At 63.9% G+C, this 17679-nt stretch carries 15 protein-coding genes, 1 tRNA gene and 1 pseudogene; 6 read left to right on the forward strand and 11 right to left on the reverse strand.

All coding sequences use genetic code 11. The features are described from left to right. Positions 1 to 32: 32 nt before the first annotated feature. On the forward strand, positions 33 to 209 hold the full coding sequence (locus tag P9273_RS25895; RefSeq protein WP_278051321.1) for a hypothetical protein: 177 nt from the start codon (positions 33 to 35) through the stop codon (positions 207 to 209). A 162-nt stretch (positions 210 to 371) separates the two neighbouring features. Here P9273_RS25895 and yidC read toward each other — a convergent pair whose 3' ends face one another. The 3 genes from yidC to rpmH are packed head-to-tail and all read right to left on the reverse strand — an operon-like array spanning position 372 to position 2705. Beyond that, positions 372 to 2186 (reverse strand): membrane protein insertase YidC, encoded by a 1815-nt coding sequence (gene yidC / locus P9273_RS25900; protein ID WP_278051322.1) that lies wholly within the window; start codon positions 2184 to 2186, stop codon positions 372 to 374. Positions 2187 to 2200: 14 nt separating this feature from the next. Further along, positions 2201 to 2554 carry a ribonuclease P protein component gene (gene rnpA / locus P9273_RS25905; protein WP_278051323.1) on the reverse strand — a complete coding sequence of 118 codons (354 nt, stop codon included), beginning with the start codon at positions 2552 to 2554 and terminating at the stop codon, positions 2201 to 2203. Positions 2555 to 2570: 16 nt separating this feature from the next. Next, a complete protein-coding gene (rpmH, locus tag P9273_RS25910; protein WP_278051324.1) occupies positions 2571 to 2705 on the reverse strand; it encodes a 50S ribosomal protein L34 in 135 nt (44 codons plus the stop codon). Between the two features lie 255 nt (positions 2706 to 2960). On the opposite strand from rpmH, the gene P9273_RS25915 reads away from it, so the two are divergent. Together P9273_RS25915 and P9273_RS25920 are read left to right on the forward strand one after the other, a co-directional pair. Then, the gene (locus tag P9273_RS25915; RefSeq protein WP_278051325.1) at positions 2961 to 4448 is read left to right on the forward strand and encodes an ATP-binding protein; all 1488 of its coding nucleotides are present in this window, start codon (positions 2961 to 2963) and stop codon (positions 4446 to 4448) included. 184 nt (positions 4449 to 4632) lie between these two features. Then, positions 4633 to 4709, forward strand: a tRNA-Arg gene (locus tag P9273_RS25920). A gap of 189 nt (positions 4710 to 4898) precedes the next feature. Here the strand turns inward: P9273_RS25920 and P9273_RS25925 are convergent. Then, a complete protein-coding gene (locus tag P9273_RS25925) occupies positions 4899 to 5300 on the reverse strand; it encodes a winged helix-turn-helix transcriptional regulator (RefSeq protein ID WP_278051326.1) in 402 nt (133 codons plus the stop codon). Positions 5301 to 5433: 133 nt separating this feature from the next. Here P9273_RS25925 and P9273_RS25930 point away from each other — a divergent pair, with 133 nt between their 5' ends. The 3 genes from P9273_RS25930 (at position 5434) to P9273_RS25940 (ending at position 7627) form a co-directional block, all read left to right on the forward strand. Next, positions 5434 to 6282, forward strand: coding sequence for an SDR family oxidoreductase (locus P9273_RS25930; protein ID WP_278051327.1), 849 nt, complete (start codon positions 5434 to 5436; stop codon positions 6280 to 6282). Positions 6283 to 6298: 16 nt separating this feature from the next. Further along, positions 6299 to 6682, forward strand: coding sequence for a DoxX family protein (locus P9273_RS25935; protein ID WP_278051328.1), 384 nt, complete (start codon positions 6299 to 6301; stop codon positions 6680 to 6682). Between the two features lie 414 nt (positions 6683 to 7096). After that, entirely contained in the window at positions 7097 to 7627 is a 531-nt protein-coding gene (locus tag P9273_RS25940; RefSeq protein WP_278051329.1) for a dihydrofolate reductase family protein, read from the forward strand. Between the two features lie 154 nt (positions 7628 to 7781). On the opposite strand, the gene P9273_RS25945 is transcribed toward P9273_RS25940, so the two are convergent. The 7 genes and pseudogenes from P9273_RS25945 to P9273_RS25975 all read right to left on the reverse strand — a co-directional run bounded on the left by P9273_RS25945 (position 7782) and on the right by P9273_RS25975 (position 17342). Then, complete coding sequence (locus P9273_RS25945) at positions 7782 to 8432, reverse strand: 4'-phosphopantetheinyl transferase family protein (RefSeq protein WP_278051330.1); 651 nt, start codon at positions 8430 to 8432, stop codon at positions 7782 to 7784. Then, positions 8429 to 8908, reverse strand: a complete 480-nt coding sequence (locus tag P9273_RS25950; RefSeq protein ID WP_336619406.1) for a GNAT family N-acetyltransferase — start codon at positions 8906 to 8908, stop codon at positions 8429 to 8431. Before P9273_RS25950 ends, P9273_RS25945 begins: the two co-directional genes overlap by 4 nt. Further along, positions 8905 to 12975, reverse strand: coding sequence for a Pls/PosA family non-ribosomal peptide synthetase (locus tag P9273_RS25955; RefSeq protein WP_278051331.1), 4071 nt, complete (start codon positions 12973 to 12975; stop codon positions 8905 to 8907). The genes P9273_RS25950 and P9273_RS25955 overlap by 4 nt, the downstream gene beginning before the upstream one ends. Before the next feature lie 230 nt (positions 12976 to 13205). Continuing rightward, positions 13206 to 14093 carry an RNA polymerase sigma factor gene (locus P9273_RS25960; RefSeq protein ID WP_278051332.1) on the reverse strand — a complete coding sequence of 296 codons (888 nt, stop codon included), beginning with the start codon at positions 14091 to 14093 and terminating at the stop codon, positions 13206 to 13208. Between the two features lie 41 nt (positions 14094 to 14134). Further along, on the reverse strand, positions 14135 to 14455 hold the full coding sequence (locus P9273_RS25965; protein ID WP_278051333.1) for a hypothetical protein: 321 nt from the start codon (positions 14453 to 14455) through the stop codon (positions 14135 to 14137). Between the two features lie 207 nt (positions 14456 to 14662). After that, positions 14663 to 16333, reverse strand: a pseudogene (locus tag P9273_RS25970) (FAD-binding dehydrogenase); the annotation flags it as partial. Between the two features lie 22 nt (positions 16334 to 16355). Then, positions 16356 to 17342: a Gfo/Idh/MocA family protein gene (locus P9273_RS25975; protein ID WP_278051334.1), complete on the reverse strand. Its 987-nt coding sequence runs from the start codon at positions 17340 to 17342 to the stop codon at positions 16356 to 16358. Between the last annotated feature and the right edge of the window lie 337 nt (positions 17343 to 17679).

The following is a 17679-nucleotide window of genomic DNA, read 5'->3' on the forward strand; positions in this document are numbered from 1 at the left end:
GGTCCCGCCCGGCTCCGGCCATCGATCCCGGCTTGATCGTCGACACGCGGGCGCTGACGCTTCTGTCGCCGACGTTGGAGATTGGCCGAAACCCCGGCGACGTCGTCATGCTCGGGTTTGACGGGCTTGACCCGATTATCCATGCCGTGAGCTTTGCCGTGAGGCGGAACGGTGCCGGAATTCCGAAACGCAGCAACGCCTTAGCGTAACGGCAATGGATTCCAGGGGGTCTGCGCGCTTCGCTTCGCTCCTTGCTCCGCCCTGGAAAGACGACCGGGATGGCCGATCGCGAATGTTGGCGCTGTCCCGTTGGCATCTCCAAAAAAAACCCCGGCCAGGCCGGGGTTCTGATTGGAAGTCGAGGAAGCCTTCTATTCCGCCGGCGATGGTTTCTTGCGGAACATCGATGCCAGATTGTCCCACAATTCGATCTTGGCGCCCTGGCGCTTCATGATCACGCCCTGCTGCAGGATCGACAGCAGGTTGTTCCAGGCCCAGTAGATGACGAGGCCGGCCGGGAAGGAGCCCATCATGAAGGTGAAGATCACCGGCATCCAGGTGAAGATCGCCGCCTGCGTCGGGTCCGGCGGCGCCGGGTTCATGCGCATCTGCAGGAACATGGTGATGCCCATCACCACCGCCCAGGCGCCCATATGCGGCAGGAAGGCGGGCACCGCGAAGGGCAGCAGGCCGAACAGGTTGAAGATCGACGTCGGATCCGGCGCCGCGAGGTCGTGGATCCAGCCGAAGAATGGCGCATGCCGCATCTCGATGGTGATGTAGAGCACCTTGTAGAGCGAGAAGAAGACCGGGATCTGCAGCGCCACCGGCCAGCAGCCGGCCAGCGGATTGATCTTCTCGGTCTTGTAGAGCTCCATCATCGCCTGCTGCTGCTTCATCTTGTCGTCCGCGTATTTCTCGCGGATCTCCAGCATCTTCGGCTGCACCTTCTTCATGTTCGCCATCGAGGCGTAGGACTTGTTGGCGAGCGGGAAGAAGATGGCCTTGACGATGACGGTGGTGGCGAGGATCGCCAGCCCGAAATTGCCGAAGAATTTGTAGAGCGTGTCGATGAGCCAGAACATCGGCTTGGTGATGAAATAGAACCAGCCCCAGTCGATCAAAAGATCGAACCGCTTGATGTGACGGTCCTGCGCATAAGCGTTGATCTTGGCGACTTCCTTGGCGCCGGCGAAGACCTCGGTCTCGACGGTCGCCGACTGGCCGGCCTCGATGTTGATCGGATCGGTCAAAAAGTCGGACTGGTAGCGGTGGCGCCCGTCCTCGAAATAGGCATAGCGCGGCTGGAAGGGCTGCTTCTCGGTCGGCACCAGCGTCACGGCCCAGTATTTGTCGGTGATGCCGAGCCAGCCGTCGGTCGACTTGCCGGGCTTGACTTCCTTGTCCTTCTCGATGGCCGCATATTTGTACTCCGACAGCCCTTCGGTGCCGGTGAAGCCGATCAGGCCTTCATGCAGCACATAGGTGCTGGCGACCGCCGGCTTGTCGTAGCGCGTGACCCGGCCGTAATTGAACAGACTGACGGCGGCGCTGCCTGAATTCTGCACCGTGTCGGAAACGGTGAACATGTAGTCGTTGTCGACCGAGATGGTGCGCTTGAAAGTGAGACCCTTGTCGTTGGTGTAGGTCAGCGTCACCGGCGTCGACGGCGTCAACGTCGGATTGCCCTCGACGCTCCACACCGTGTCCGAGCTTGGCACGGTACCTGTCTTGTCGGTGCCGACGAAACCGATCTCGGCGAAATAGCCGGTGGGCAGCGCCTGCGGGTTGAGCAGCTCGATCTCGGGCGAGTTCTTGTCGACGGTCTCGGTGTAGTGCTTGAGCTTCAGGTCGTCGAGGCGCGCGCCGGTCAGGTTGATCGAACCCTCGAGGCTCGGCGTGTCGATCTTGACGCGCTTGGTCGCGGCGATCGCCTGGTCGCGGCTCGCCGCCGTCGCGGTGTCGCCGCCGGGCGCGCTGGGAATGGCGCCCGGCGTCTGAGCCGTCGTCGCCGCGCCCGGATTGGTTCCCTGTGCTTCCTTCTTCTGCGCCTCGACGCGCTGCTGCTCGATACGGGCCTGCTCGCGCTGCTGCTCCATCCTCGGGTTCATGTAGAACACCTGCCAGAGCGTCAGGATCAGCACCGACAGCGCGATGGTGATGAAGAAATTGCGGTTGTTTTCCATCGAAAGCCCTTGGCCTATCGTGTTCCGCGCAGCCGGCGGGAAAGCTCGGCCTTCAACTGGCCGAACGGAATGGCAAGCACGTCTTCGCGCCCGACGATCACATAGTCATTGCCGGGCGCCATGTCATCGGCGGCATGCACGCGCACGGCTTCCCTCAGCCGCCGCCGGACGCGGTTGCGCACCACGGCGTTGCCGACCTTCTTGGTAACGGTGTAGCCGACGCGCGGCGCAAGATCATCGCCGCGGTCGAGAACTTCAACGAGAAAAAGCCGTCCGCGGCGTTTCTCGCCGCCGCGCACAGCCAGGAAATCCGCGCGTTTCAGAAGCCGCCCGGGAGTTTTCCCCTTTGGCTTGCCGGTTGCGGGCAACGATCTCGTCTTTCGTTCAGGCGCTGAGCCGCTTGCGGCCGCGGTTGCGGCGGGCAGCAACGACGCCGCGGCCACCCTTGGTGGCCATGCGGGCACGGAAACCATGCCGGCGCTGACGGACGAGCTTGGACGGTTGGTAGGTACGCTTCATTTGTTTTAATACCGCGGGGTGCGGCCCTTCTTGATTCTGTCACTCTGTAACAGGAGCTTTGCCGGGCCGGCTTAGGCGCGATCGAAACCGCGCCGGGACGGATGGCCCGAGCGTGAGCGGGCTTATAGAAAGAAGGTTTTTGGAAGTCAATCCGGCGTGGCCGCAAGGCATTTTTCGCGGGACCAAGGTTGAAATTGGCAAAAAAGCCGCAAATCGCTTAATCTCGCCCGATCAAGGCTTCGTGAAGACCGCGTCATGACGAGTGAAGCTCTGTCCACCGATGAAAAGACAAGGCCGGCGAATTCGACACGCCGGGTGCCGCTGTCGCGCGGCCTGTCAACCAAGCTTCTCTTCCTTACCATCGCCTTCGTGCTCTTGGCCGAAGTCCTGATCTTCCTGCCCTGGATCGCCAGCTACCGGGTCAACTGGCTGAAGGAGCGCTTGAGCACCGCGGCCGCCGTGTCGATCGTGCTTCTGCAGGGCGAGCCCAACGCGCTGTCGCACAACGCCCAGAACGACGTGCTGATGGCGATCGGCGCCAAGGCGATCGCCGTGCGCGACGGCGGGGTCTCCCGGCTGCTCGTCGTTTCCGACATGCCGCCCCAGGTCGACGAGCACATCGATATCGCCGATGTCGGCCTGGTCAACGGCATGACCGGCGCGCTCGACACGCTCTTTTTCGGCGGCAAGCGCATGCTGCGCGTCTTCGGCCCGGTCGGCGAAAGCGACAAGGAATTCGAGCTGATCATGCCGGATTACCGCTTGCGCGACGCCATGCTGAGATATTCGCGCAATGTCGCCGTCGTCTCGCTGCTGATCTCGCTCTTCACCGCCATGCTGGTCTATGCGGCGATCGACCTGATCATGATCGGGCCGATCCGCACCATGACGCGCTCGATCCTGGCCTTCTCCGAGGCGCCGGACGATCCAGGCCGCGTCATCTCTCCGACGGACCGCGCCGACGAGATCGGCGTGGCAGAGCGCGAGCTGTCGCAGATGCAGGGTCGGCTGCAGAGGATGCTGTCGGAACAGAAGCACCTCGCCGACCTCGGCCTAGCCGTCTCCAAGATCAATCACGACATGCGCAACATCCTCGCTTCCGCACAGCTGATGTCCGACCGCCTGCGCCAGGTGAAGGACCCGACCGTGCAGTCCTTCGCGCCGAAGCTTCTGCGCGCGCTCGACCGCGCCGTTGCCTATTCCGAGGGCGTGCTCGCCTACGGCCGCACGCAGGAGCCGGCGCCGTCGCGCCGCAGGTTGAGGCTCCGCCAGCTTGTCGATGACGTGCACGGCCTGCTCGACATCGAGGAAGGCATCGAGTTCATCAACGCCGTCGATCTCGCCTTCGAGGTCGACGCCGATTCCGACCATCTCTTCCGGGTACTCACCAATCTGTGCCGCAACGCCGTACAGGCGATGGCCGCCGACACCGAAAGCGCGGTGGTGCGCCGGCTGGCTGTCGCGGCCGAGCGCCATGGCAGCGTCAGCCGCATCACCGTGACCGACACCGGCCCCGGCCTGCCGCCCAAGGCGCGCGAGAATCTGTTCGCCGCCTTCCGCGGCTCGGCGCGCAGCGGCGGCACCGGGCTCGGCCTGGCGATCGCGCATGAATTGATCCGCGCCCATGGCGGCACGGTCGAGCTCGTCGAATCGATCGGCGGCCGCACCGTCTTCGCCGTCACCATTCCCGACCAGCCGGTGCGGCTCGACCAGGCGCGCAACGGCCTGCGCCGCCCCGCTTGAGGTCACGGCCTGGCCGAGCCGCCTGCCGGCAGCGCAGCGCCTCGATCGGATGGCAAAAACACCTGCGACAAAACTTTTGCCGGATCGGCTTGCTTTTCGCAAATTCAGCCGCTAGGGAACACTCCACATCGCGGCCGGCCGTCTCGACCGGATCGCGGGGCTTGTGTCAAACACGGCCTGTTGCGCGCCCGTAGCTCAGCTGGATAGAGCACCAGACTACGAATCTGGGGGTCAGGAGTTCGAATCTCTTCGGGCGCGCCATTCCCCCGACTGCCCTTCATAGTACGCCATTGCCGCCGAAACTACGCCCGAGCAACGAGCAGTCGACGATACCCTCCTGTTTGAAAGCGCGGAGACGGCGGCGTTTGACGGCGACTTCGTCGCCGATCAGCTCGTTGATGGCCGGCGCTTCCGCGTGCTGGTCGTGGTCGATGATCGCTGAGATCTAGTCTAGTCGCCGCTCTTTGCAGGTTCGAATTTTGCACGTGCCCGTTCCATCGCCGGACGATGCTTAATTGCCCACGTGGCGAGGACTCGCAGCGGCTCGATGAGCGAGCGACCGAGCTCGGTCAGCTCATATTCCACCTTCGGCGGGATGGTTGCGTAGGCGGTGCGCGTCACGAGACCATCCCGCTCGAGTCCGCGCAATGTCAATGTGAGCATGCGGTGCGAGACGCCGCCGATCTCGCGCATGATCGCGTTAAAGCGCAGCGGGCCATTTGAGAGCGCGCCGACGACCATGACAGTCCATTTGTCGCCGATGCGATCCAGTATTTGACCGACCGCCCGGCAGTCATCGGGGTGATGTTCAACGAAGCCAGATTTCGGCCGATCAGATACCCGCTCGTTCATCGCAAATCTTCCAGATACTGAACCGCGAACATGCGTGTTCGTGGCGTACATCGCTGTGCCTTCTTGTGCTCTTACCCGATATCGATCATATCGTCATGTACATTTTGTGCGTGGATCGAAACGGAGTATTCAAATGAAAATCGGTGTGAGCGGCGCGAGCGGCAAGCTCGGCGCAGCCGTTGTTGCGGAACTGATCGCCCGAGGCGGTGGTCACGATCTGGTCGCGATATCGCGTTCGCCAGAAAACCTAGGTAGAACGAGCGAGGCGCGGCATGGCGACTATGACCGACCCGAGACGCTCGTGAGGGCCTATGCGGGCGTTGACCGTCTACTGATCATTCCGAGCGCCGACCTACGCCCGGGCGTGCGCGGCGGCCAGCTCAAGAGCGCCATCGATGCCGCCCTGAAGGCTGGCGTCGGGCAAATCTTCCTGATCTCAGCGGCTGGCACGCATGAGGAAGCCGACCCAAGCCTCGGCGCAGCCTTCTGGACGGGCGAGCAGCACCTCATCAAGATCGCGCCGCGATGGACGATCCTGCGCATGAGCTACTACGCCGAGAGCATGGCCGACGAGCTCAAGATGTCACAGAGCCAAGGCGTGCTAACCGGCCTGGGCGATGAGCGCGTCTCCTATGTTTCGCGCGACGATCTGGCGGCTGCGGCGGCAGGCGCGCTGCTTGGGCACGGCCACGAAGGCGCGATCTACACCGCCACGGGGCCTGTCGCTGTCACCGGGGCCGAACGTGCCGCAATCGTTTCGGAGCTTCTCGCCAAGCCGATCGGGTTCGTCGTCATCACCGAGGAGCAATTCCGCGCCGGGCTTTCACAGTCGGGCCTGCCCGACCTCATCGTTGAAGCGTTCGTCGAGATCAAGCACACCTTCGTCAAGGGCAAGTTCGATATCGTGACCGGCGATGTCCAACGTCTTTCCGGCCGTGCTCCGAAATCCTTGCGCGACGTCCTCGCTCAGCAATTGGTCTAAGCGCGGTTCGTCAGAGATGATCAGGAAATATGCCTACTGGATCAGCACAGCGCTTTTGTGCTTGCTCTACATTGCATCGGCGACCATGTACCTGACGATGGCGGATCAGGTGCGCCAGTCGTTCGCGGCGCTCGGCTATCCCGCCTACCTTCGGGAAGTCCTCATCACTGTAAAAATCCTGGGTGTCGTCGCGATCCTGTCGCGCGTCAGCGTGCGTCTCAGCGACCTTGCCTATGCCGGCATGTTCTACCACCTGCTGCTTGCCTTCTCGGCACATATCAACGCCCGTGACGGCGGGTTCATACCCGCGATTCTGGGATTCGTGGCGCTGGTCGTCTCGTTCCTCACGCAGAATGCGGCACGGGCGAAGAAATCGCCTTACGCGCTGCCGCCAGCCTGAGGCCGCAACAACGCCTGGTTCATTTGCGGAACCGCTCGTCAGCAAGGAAGCGCCTGTATCCGCGAAACCGGCCGCCCGTCTTCGAAGGACCGCGACACGGCTTGTAACCGCCTCGACGGTTTGGATCGCCCTCGTGCGAAGGCCCGGCTCAAGCCGGGCTTCATTGACCGTGCATACGGTAATTCTACGCCACAGGGTAGCGGCTAGGCCACGACCGTGCTCCAACGAGGCCGGACCGAAAAAGTACTGCTTGGCAAGCGGGTACGCTTGAGCCGAATTCCTGAAGGAACGCCGGTCGATTGCACGGCTCTATGCGCGTGCCAAAAACCAATTGCAACATAAAATCAGTCGGCCTAATCTCGACTGATTGCACAGCGCAATCAGATCGCGCGAATGCCATGTGAGGAACAGGCAATGGCCAAGCTTGTCTTCGGAATGAACCAGTCGCTGGACGGCTATGTCGATCACATGGCGTTCGGGCCTAGCCCCACGCTCTTCCGCCATTTCATCGAGGAGGCCGAGGGGCAGGCGGGCAGCATTTACGGTCGCCGCATTTACGAGGTCATGCGCTACTGGGACGAGGAGCATCCTGAATGGAATGCGGACGAGCGGGCCTTCGCGGCCGCTTGGCGCAGCCAGCCGAAATGGGTCGTCTCGCGCTCGTTGAAGTCTGTCGGCCCCAATGCCAGGCTTGTCGAGGGCGATCTCGAAGGAGCTATCCGAAAGCTGAATGCCGAGCGCGACGGCGAGATCGAAGTCGCCGGCCCCGACTTGGCGCGAAGCCTCACCGAGCTGGGCTTGATCGACGAGTATCGGATCTACCTGCACCCGGTGGTGCTTGGTCACGGCAAGCCATATTTCGCCGGACCCCGGCCGCCGCTCCGCCTCATGGCGCATGATCGGATCGGTGAGGATGTGATCAGATTGTCCTACGCCCCCGCATGATCTCGCGACGTCCGCGCGCTACGCCGGCGGAAATCGTAAGCGTCTCAGCTCGCCTGCCGCGCCGTTCGGGCCTGCACGAGCAGCCCGGGAAGCTGGGATGAGCAACACGGCTTTTGAGAGGAGGATGCCGTGGTCGCGAGGCTCGTCAGCCCGCCTATGCGGTGTATGCCAGCGCCAGGATTCTGGGCGAGAGGGCGAAGCGCACCGTCAGCATGCGGCCGGCTGATGTGACCGCTTCGCCCGATTCCAAATCGGCGGCGATATCCTCGAAGCCCAGCACACGGCCGTCGAGCGGAAAGGATGCCTTGTAGACCGCCTCCTTGGCGGCAAACAGAATGCGGCCGGCTACTAGCGGATCGAGATCGCCCAGCCGGTCTTGAGGCGTGGCCACGATCGCCTCCAGCTCCCGAGGCAAGGGCAGGGCGGGTTCGATGTCGACGCCCACGCTTGTCATGGCGACGGATCGCGCGGCGACCGCCACGGCGAGGTCGTCGTTATGCGCTATCGAGCCGATGATGCCCGCGGGCCAGATCGGGTTTCCCAGTTGGCCGCGGGGCACGGCGGGATTCGCGCACCCAAGCCGCCGGAGCAATTCGTGCGCCACCAGGCGACCCGCCCCGCTGGCGGCCCGCGCCCTGTGACCGCGGGTGGCGATGGAGGCGTTTTCCGCCGGCAGGAGATAGCGCTCGTCTCCGGTGCAAATAAGACGGCAGCCGGTGATCAGGCCGGGCGGCGCGAAGCCCGTCAATGCGCGCTCGACGGCCATCTCGATGTCCGGCCGCGCCCCTGTCGGTGGGGTGTTCAACGCCCTATCCGCCCCAATTCGAGCAGGGCGATCATCTCGCCGTCTTCGTCCAGTCCCCGCTCCACGAAACCGAAGCCGGCGTAAAGCCGGCGCGCCGCCTCGTTTTCGAGCTCGTAGCAGATCGAGACGCGACAGACATGGCCAAGGCGCGCAATCTCTTCCAGCGCCTTGGCGATGGCGGCGCGGCCGAGGCCCTTGCCCTGCTCGCGCCGGTCGATCATCAAACGATAGATGATCGCTTCGTCATCGTCATCGGGCGCGCTGTACATGAGGAATCCGACGACACGCCCCGCGGCGACCACGGCGCGAGGGATGGCCTCGCCATCCCGGCGAGCCTCGGCCAGCGAGTCTGTGTTGGAGGCGACGAAGCCTTGTTGTTCTGGCGCCAGCTCGAGCGCCAGTACCGCCGCCCGGTTGCCCTTGCCGACAGGCTCCAGGGCAACCGGCTGGTCACTCATGCCGGCGGCGCGCGTCACGGGGCATGCCCGATTTCCATCGCGCGAGCATCGATCGGCGTCACGACGCCGTAAAGTTTCGCCGGATTGCCGCGCCAGACCGTGTTCGGCTCAAGGACTTCGCCCTTCATGACGAAGCAGTCGACGTCGGCCACGGACCCCTCGCCCATCACCACCGCGTAGTGAACGAAGGCGGAAGGCGCCAGCGTGCAACCATTGCCGATACGGATGTAATCGGACTTGAACGCGCCTTCCTCCAGCGAGTGCGGCTGGATCACGCAGCCCTCGTTGAGCGTCACGTCGTCGCCGATCTCCACCAGCGACCGCTCGGTTATGATGCAGCCCCCGTCATAGAGCCGCAACCCGACCTTCACACCCAGCAGGCGCAGGATGAGCGGCCGGAACGGGGTGCCGGTGAACAGCCCCATGATCGGTGAATCGGACAGCTTCCAGTGGCGTTCGTGCCGCCAGAAGACCGGATCGTAGATCGTCGCCATCCTGGGTTTCAGCCGGCGGAAGGCGAGGCTGGCGCGCTCGAGGAAGATATAGAACGGAATACCGATCGCCGTGGTCAGTACCACCGCGACGAACAGCGCCGTCTCCCCCCATTCGGTATAGTAGTTGAGCGCCCGGTCCCAGATCGCGAGCGTCAGGAACAGGATCACCCATTGCGCGGCCACGAACATCAGCGCGGTGACGAGATTGTGCAGGTTTTTCCGCGGCAGGCGGCGACTGCGCTCCTTGTCGGAAATCAATCCGAGAAGCTCCTTGTCACGATTGACCATGCGCGGAATTTCGAAGGGTGGCGAGCCCAGCAGTCCGACATTCTCGCGAAGGGGACCGTCGACCGGAACGTGGACCTTGGTTCCGAGCAGGCAATTGTCGCCGGTGCGGGAATCCGGTGAATAGATGATGTTGTTGCCGAAGAAGTTGCGCTCGCCGACCCGCGTGTGCTCGAGGCGGAAGGAGTTGGCCGACTTCTGCATGTTGACCATGAACAGACCGTCGGACACCATGGTTTTCGAGCCGATTTCGCTGAGCTGCGGATTCTCGTGCCGCTGGTTGGTACCGAAATTCGAGCCGGTCTGATCCACCTTGTTCAGCCGCCAGCCCAAGGCGCGCAGATAATAGACGATGGCCGAGCTGTCGCCGAACAGCACGTTCAGCAGGCGCACGTTGCTCACCAGCTCGAGCATCGACTGCAGCCAATAATGGAAGCCGTAAAGCGAATAGTTCCGGCCGGGTTTCAGCATGAGGTTGAACAGTCGTGGCACCACGGTCGCCAGCAGCACCCCGCCGACGATGAAGCCCGCCACCGTGACCGTGGTGCCGATCGCCACCAGACCGATCGTCTCCTGATAGTCATCGCCGACATTTTCCCAATAGGTGTGAAAGAGCAGCGGGAAAGGCGTGACGATGGCGAAAAGGATGAAGAGCTGGATCGCCTCGTAGATGAACCGGCGCACTCTCGACAGCGGCACGTTGGGGACGGTGCAGTAGTCAGCCTCGGTCGGGATCGCCGGCGAGCCGTGCCTGCGCTCTCCCGCCGGAATCGTCTGTCCACGATGCAGCGATGAAGCATGGCCGAGCTGGGCGCCGTCGCCGATGCGGGTATCGATGTCCAGGGTCGAGCCGACACCGACGAAGGCGTTGTTGCCGACATTGACCGGGCCGGTGTGGATATAGCCCGCCTGGGCTCGGAAGCCGAGGATCATCGATTCTTTGCGCAGGATCGAGTTGTCGCCGATCGTGATCAGGTCGGTGCAGACCGGAACGGCACGGCATTCGATGACGGTGCGTTCGCCAAGCCTGGCGCCGAGCAGGCGCAAATATAGGCTGTAGAGCGGGCTGCCTCGGAACAGCACGACCGGAGCGCCGCGGACCAGTGTCTTCACGATCCAGAAACGGTAATACCGCCAGCCCCAGATCGGAAAGGTTTCGGCCTTCCAGCGGCCGACCAGCAGCCATTTGGCGGCGATCGCGAAGCCGCTCAATCCGAAGAACACGCCGGCGGACAAAATAACGCAGCGCAGGTAAAGGGCGACCGGTTCGTCCAAAGCGTCATAGACCCAGTTGAGGCCGTCATTGATCGCCCAAAGCGCGACATAGCTGTAGACCGCGTAGAACAGCAACTGCCCGAATCCCGTTACCCAAATGGCGAGATTGGAAGCCCGGTGCGTCAGCATGGGCTCGCTCGCGGCAATAGCGGCCGTTTGCGGCTCCCGCAGGTAATCGGAAAGCTTGGCGACCGTCGGATGCAGGTAGATGTCGCGCATCGAAGTTGTCGACCACTCCTTGCGGACGCGGATGCGGGCGCAGAACCTGGCCATCAAAAGAGAATTCGCGCCGAGATCGTCGAAGAAGTGATCCTCGATGGAGATATCGTCGAACTTCAGCACGTCCTGCAGCGCGTCCACGAGGAACTTCTCGTCCTCGTTGCGCGGGTCGACCATCGCATGGCCGGACGCGACACGCGCGCTGGTCGGTTTCGGCAATTTCCTCAGATCGACCTTGTTGGAGACCGTCATCGGGATCGCGGGCAACTGCTCCAGATAGGCCGGAACCATGTAGTCCGGCAGCCGCCGCTTCAGCTCCTGCACGAGCGCGGTGCGATCCACCCCGTCGCCCCCGGCTTTGGGCGCATAGTAGCCGACAAGTTCCGTGCGCTCGGGTTCGATCTCCCACGTCGTGACCGCCGCCTGCGCGATGCCCGGCTGGTCCAGGAGCACGGCCTCGATCTCGCCCAGCTCGATGCGATAGCCGCGGATCTTCACCTGCGTGTCGATGCGGCCGTGATATTCGATCTCGCCCTTGTCGTTGATCCGGCCTAGGTCGCCCGTCCGGTAGATGCGGCCGCCGGGATTGTTCGGGAGCCCGATGAAATCCTGGATGAATTTCTGGTCCGTCAGTACCGGACGGTTGAGATAGCCGACCGCCACGCCCATGCCGCCGATGCAGATTTCCCCCAGCTGGTCGCCGCTCAGCACCGTCGGCTTTTCCGGATCGAGGATGGCTATCGAATAGGTGGGCAGCGGCCTGCCGATCGTCACCGGCTCGTCCGGCGTCAGCAACGCCATCGTGGCCGTGACCGTGGCTTCGGTCGGGCCGTAGGTGTTCAGGATCTGGCGGCCGGGCTTCGCCCAACGCACCACGAGTTTATGCGAGCAGGCTTCGCCGCCGACCAGGATGGCGCGCAGGCTCGGCGCGTCGCTCTCGATCGACGACAAAAGGGTCGGGCTGCAGGCCATGCATGTGATCTGGTGTTCACGCAGGAAAGCGGCTAGTTCCTCGCCGACGAGGGGCTGCTGACCCGGGGCCGGCACGACGGTGGCGCCGGCGGTGAACGGCACCCAGATCTCCTCCGAGGAAAAGTCGAAGGCGATGGTCATGCCCTGATATACCCGGTCACCGGGTTGATAGCCGTAGGACGCCGCGGCGACGCGGATGAAGTTGCAGAAGCTCTGGTGGGTGATGACAACGCCCTTCGGCTTGCCGGTGGTGCCGGATGTATAGAGGATGTAGCAGGTTTGATCCTGGATGCCGTCCGGCAAGGGCGCTGTTTCCGGCTGGAGCGCGATTTCGGACTCCGCGGAGTCGATCGAGATATGCGGCACCGGCAGGCGCGCCACGCGCGCCGCGTAGCCCGAGACGCTGATCACCAACGTGACATTGGCGTCGTCGATGATCATCACCATGCGGTCTTCGGGAAACGCGGTGGCTAAAGGCACGAAGGCCGCTCCGGCCTTCATCACGGCCAGCACGGCGATGTAGGTCTCGGCGGAGCGGTCCAGCAAAAGGCCGATCCGGTCGCCCGGCTTGACGCCACGCTCGATCAAAAGATGGGCGAACTGATTGGCGCGGTTGTTCAGCTCGCGATACGACCAGGCACGGCCGCCGGAAATGACCGCGGGCGCGGCGTCGAAGCGGCTCGCCAGGTCGCCGAAGAACCGGTCGAGCCTTTCGTCCGGCTCGCCCTTCTGGATGAAATCGGGGCCGATCAGGATCTGCTCGCGCGCCGGCGCTGCGGGCGCTGCTTTGGCCTGGTGGGAATTCTGCTTGGCGGGCTTGGTGGCTTCGGTGAGAGACATCAGAAAACCTCGCGGGCTCGTATCCGCCCGCTACGTGATTGGTGAAAAGACAAAAACTACGGCGTCCGGCCAGGCGCCCTTCTTCGCGGACGGTGAAATGATCGTGCCGAGGCGTTTGGGACTGGGGAACTGGCCGACTTCGAGCAGGCCTATGCTGCTGCACTGATGGCCGATCCGTGACGATCGCGCGACTTCACGATGATTTGATGAGGCAGCGCCTCACGCGGCGATCAAAGGGCTATAGGGCGGATGTCGGCATTCTCGACGCAGTACGCAGCGTGGCGGAAATCTCGGATGCGCACGACCTCCTCACCGCGCCAGTCGATCAGCACGAAGCCGCGCACCGCATCGCCCGCCTGTGGGTTGCGGATCAGGATCGCCGGCTGGCCATCGAGGAAGCCGAGCGACAGTGCCCAGTCGCCGAGGCGGTCGTAATTGCCGAAATAGGTCGAGGCTTCCTTCTTGCCGGTGAGGCGGACGCGATCGATGACGTCGACCCGGACATCCTCGGCGATCAGTCTCCTGACCCCGTCGAAATCGCGCGCGTTGAACAGGTCGACATAGCGGCGCAGGCGGCGCTCCTCCTCCGGATCGAGCTTGGGCATGGCGACGTCGTCGGTTCGGGCGGCCAGCGCCTTCAGCTCTGCCCGGCCGCGATGCAGCGCCGCCTTGGTTGCAGCCAAGGTCGCGCCCGTCACCTCGCATGTTTCGGAAAGGCTGAGGCCGAGCACGTCGGTCAGGACCACGGCGCTCCGCTGCGCCGGCGTGAGCTGCATGAACGTGCGCAGGCTTGTTGCCGCCGCAAGCCTCGCCTCGGCGTTGGCCGAGAGATCCTCCATTGTCGTCATATCGGCCTCGGTGTTGCGGGAGCGCTCCCGCTGGCGGCGGCGCAGATGATCCTGCGCCGCATTGTGGGCGATGCGGAACAGCCACTGCTCGGGCCGTTCGACGAGAGCGCCGCCGTCATATGCGGCAAGCGCCTTCACCACCGCCTCCTGCACGATGTCCTCGCCGTCGACGGCTGAGCCCGCCATGCGGGCCGCGTAGCGGTGCAGTTTCGGCCGCAGGCCGACAAGCATGGCTTCAAGTTCCGCGCGGCCGAACCCTGCCAAGCTCATCGTCCTCTTTCTCGTCTCGCCAATGCCACGCTGTGCCCTGCTTAGGCGGGCACGACCTCATCGGCCTTGGCCAGCATACGATAATTGCCGACGATCTTCGCCGGCGCCCTCACAAGGGGTGTTGAACGCCGCCCGACGTGATTGGCGCCGAAGGCTTTGAAGGCGTCGAGTTCGGTCAGCGCCGAGCTGTCCTTGTCATAGCCGACAAGGTGGATGAATTCGCCGTTGTCGAGCTCAAGCACCAGGTAGCGCACCGATTGCGGCTGCGTTTTATCCAGCGCCTCGAACACTTTCTCCACCAGCGCCCGATTCTCGGTAATGCTGGTGTCCTTCACGCCGTAGCGGATGACATTGTACGTCATGGTCGTCTCCTGCTTGGGGGTTGCAGGAGGAAGACGTTCCGGATGGGCGAAAGGATTCGCGGGGCACAAAAAATGTTTCCGCTGAGGGCAGGGCAATCGCATACGAGTGGCGCCAGCACCCTGCAGATGTCGCCAAAGGAGGCAGAGGGGCCTTGCGCGACGAAGAACGGGCTGGCGGGACAGCGCCTCAAGCGGAGAGATTACTTCTCAGGCCACCGCCTTCGCCGCAGCCCGCCCGGCGCTGCGCCCCGAAAAGATGCAGCCGCCGAGGAAGGTACCTTCCAGCGCCGCGTAGCCATGCACGCCGCCGCCGCCGAAGCCGGCCGCTTCGCCCGCCGCATAGAGCCCCGGCACCGGCTGGCCGGCGGCGTCGAGCACGCGGCTGTCGAGGTCGGTCTCAAGCCCGCCCAGTGTCTTGCGGGTGAGCACGTTGAGGCGCACCGCGATCAGCGGGCCATTGGCTGGATCGAGCATCTTGTGCGGCTTGGCGGTGCGGATCAGCCTGTCGCCGAGATAGGCGCGGGCGCCACGCAGCGCCGTGATCTGCGCATCCTTCGAGAATGGATTGTCGAGCTGCATGTCGCGGGCGCGGATCTCGCGCTCGACCTGGGCGACGTCCAGCAGCGGCTCGCCGCCGGCCAGCGCGTTCATGCGCTCCACCAGCTTCGCAAGGTCGGCCTCGACGATGAAATCCTCGCCCTTTTCCATGAACGCTTTCACCGGGCCGGGAATGCCCGATGTCGCGCGGCCCAGCACCTGCCGCCAGCTTTTGCCGGTGAGGTCGGGGTTCTGCTCCGAGCCCGACAGCGCGAACTCCTTCTGGATGATTTTCTTGGTCAGGATGAACCAGGAATAGTCGAAGCCGGTGCTCATGATGTGGCTGAGCGTGCCCAGCGTGTCGAAGCCCGGATAGAGCGGCACCGGCAGGCGTCTGCCGCGCGCGTCGAGCCAGAGCGAGGAGGGGCCGGGCAGGATGCGGATCGCATGCTCGGTCCAGATCGGCGCCCAGTTCTTGATGCCTTCGACATAGTGCCACATGCGGTCGCGGTTGATGATCCTGCCCCCGGCAGCCTCGGCGATCGCCAGCATGCGGCCGTCGACATGGTCGGGAACGCCGGTGATCATGCGCTTCGGTGGCGTGCCCAGGCGCGACGGCCAGTTCTGGCGCACCAGCTCATGATTGCCGCCGATGCCCCCGGACGCGACTATAACCGCCTGCGCGCGGAGCTCGAACGCGCCGGTCACGGCGCGCGAGCTCTTGCGGCCGCGTTCGACGCTGCTCGGCTCCAGCACATCGCCGCGCACGCCGGTGACGGCATCGCCGCTGCGGATGATCTCGTTGACCCGGTGGCGGAACTTGAACTGGACGAGCCCGCGCTTCTGCGCCTCGCGCACACGCAGCACGAAAGGTTCGAGCACGCCAGGCCCGGTGCCCCATGTGATGTGGAAGCGCGGCACCGAATTGCCGTGGCCGACCGCGTTGCCGCCGCCGCGCTCGGCCCAGCCGACCACGGGAAAGAATTTCAGGCCCCGCTCGACCAGCCAGGCGCGTTTCTCGCCGGCGGCGAAGCCGACATAGGCTTCCGCCCATTGGCGCGGCCAGAAATCCTCAGGCCTGTCGAAGGCGGCCGTGCCCATCCAGTCTTCCAGTGCGAGGTCGTGCGAATCGCGGATGCGCATGCGCCGCTGCTCCGGCGAATCGACCAGGAACAGCCCGCCGAACGACCAGAAGGCCTGGCCGCCCAGCGATTGCTCCGGCTCCTGGTCGACGATGATGATCTTCCTGCCGGCGTCAGCCAACTCGGCCGCGGCGACGAGGCCCGCCAGCCCCGCGCCGACAATGATCACGTCCGCGTCAGCCATCTTTGTTCTCCCCCCAAAGCGTCGTTTCGACGGCGTCTCAGACGGCTTCCCAGCCGTCCTTCTCTCCGGCGCGGAAGATGGCGTCGATGACCTTCTGATTGAGCACCGATTCCTCCAGCGTGAAGACGCGGTCCTTGCCGCCCTGGGCGGCGCGCACGAAGGCTTCGCATTCCAGCCGGTATTGCTGCGTGCCGGGGAAGCGGAACACCTGCGCCTCGCTGTGGTTCTGGTTGTGCAGCTCGATGCGGTGGTGGTCGTAGAGCCCAGCGTTGAAGGGGGCGAAGACCTCGATGAAACCCTTCTCGCCGTGGAACACCATCACCTGCCGCGCCGCCATCTGCGTCGAGAGATAGAAGGACAGTTCGAAGTCGCCGAAATCGGCGCGGATCGAGGAATAGATGTCGGTGCCGAAATTCTTGTCGCGCTCGATCGTCGCCTGCACGCGGAGCGGCTCCTTGCCGGTCGAAAAGCGCGTCGACACGGTCGGATAGACGCCGATGTCGGGCAGCGCGCCGCCGCCTAGGTCGAGCTGATTGCGCATGTTCTTGGGATCGACATTGTAATAGGAGAACGCGCCCTGCACATGGCGTAGCCGGCCGATGGCGCCGCCGGCGATGAGGTCGCGCACCTTGATCCATTGCGGATGGTAGGTGACCATGAAGGCCTCGCAGACCAGCACCTTCTTCTCGTCGCGCAGCTTGATCAGCGGCGGGATGTCCTTGGCGTCGAGCGCCAGCGGTTTTTCCACCAGCACGTGCTTGCCGGCCTCGATCGCCTTCGCCGTCCATTCGACATGCTGGGAGGTGGGCAGCGGAATGTAGAGGCCGTCGACCTCCTTCGACGCAAGCAGCTCCTCATAGGAGCCGAAGGCATGGCGGGCGCCGAAACGCTCGCCCAGAGCCTTGGCCTTCGACAGGTCGCGGCTGGCGATCGCCGACAGCACTCCGTTCTCCGATTCCACGATTGCCGGCAAAAGCTGCTCGCGGCCGATCTTCGCCGTCGACAGAACACCCCATCGGAACATCAACGCTTCTCCATATCGGTTATCTCGATGGAGGTGTGCCCCAATTCCGGAGAAAAGCCAATGCACGCCAGTTCCTCGCCCCACGCAGTGGGGAGAGGTGGCCCGGCGAAGCCGGGACGGAGAGGGGTCTTCGTAGGAGGGCTGACCTGGTCGACTCTGACGCCTTGAGCCTCAGTTATGGCGGGCTAAGCTTTACTTTCAAAAGACTCCGCCGTCGCGAGCGTCGCCCCCCGCTCCGTCTCCTCTCCCCCCGCTTTGCCGCAGGGCTATCGCATATGGGTCAGGGCGTGGATTAGATAGTCATCATTCCAGGCGCATTTCTTGATGCGATGGCTGA

Origin of the sequence: Mesorhizobium sp. WSM4935 (assembly GCF_029625735.1) — a bacterium.
Lineage (GTDB): Bacteria > Pseudomonadota > Alphaproteobacteria > Rhizobiales > Rhizobiaceae > Mesorhizobium.

Excerpts from the sequence above, each read along its gene's own strand:
- yidC (WP_278051322.1), bottom strand. The coding sequence starts at position 2,186 with ATGGAAAACAACCGCAATTTCTTCATCACCATCGCGCTGTCGGTGCTG.
- rpmH (WP_278051324.1), bottom strand. The coding sequence starts at position 2,705 with ATGAAGCGTACCTACCAACCGTCCAAGCTCGTCCGTCAGCGCCGGCAT.
- P9273_RS25915 (WP_278051325.1), top strand. The coding sequence starts at position 2,961 with ATGACGAGTGAAGCTCTGTCCACCGATGAAAAGACAAGGCCGGCGAAT.
- P9273_RS25925 (WP_278051326.1), bottom strand. The coding sequence starts at position 5,300 with ATGAACGAGCGGGTATCTGATCGGCCGAAATCTGGCTTCGTTGAACAT.
- P9273_RS25930 (WP_278051327.1), top strand. The coding sequence starts at position 5,434 with ATGAAAATCGGTGTGAGCGGCGCGAGCGGCAAGCTCGGCGCAGCCGTT.
- P9273_RS25935 (WP_278051328.1), top strand. The coding sequence starts at position 6,299 with ATGATCAGGAAATATGCCTACTGGATCAGCACAGCGCTTTTGTGCTTG.
- P9273_RS25940 (WP_278051329.1), top strand. The coding sequence starts at position 7,097 with ATGGCCAAGCTTGTCTTCGGAATGAACCAGTCGCTGGACGGCTATGTC.
- P9273_RS25955 (WP_278051331.1), bottom strand. The coding sequence starts at position 12,975 with ATGTCTCTCACCGAAGCCACCAAGCCCGCCAAGCAGAATTCCCACCAG.
- P9273_RS25960 (WP_278051332.1), bottom strand. The coding sequence starts at position 14,093 with ATGAGCTTGGCAGGGTTCGGCCGCGCGGAACTTGAAGCCATGCTTGTC.
- P9273_RS25965 (WP_278051333.1), bottom strand. The coding sequence starts at position 14,455 with ATGACGTACAATGTCATCCGCTACGGCGTGAAGGACACCAGCATTACC.
- P9273_RS25975 (WP_278051334.1), bottom strand. The coding sequence starts at position 17,342 with ATGTTCCGATGGGGTGTTCTGTCGACGGCGAAGATCGGCCGCGAGCAG.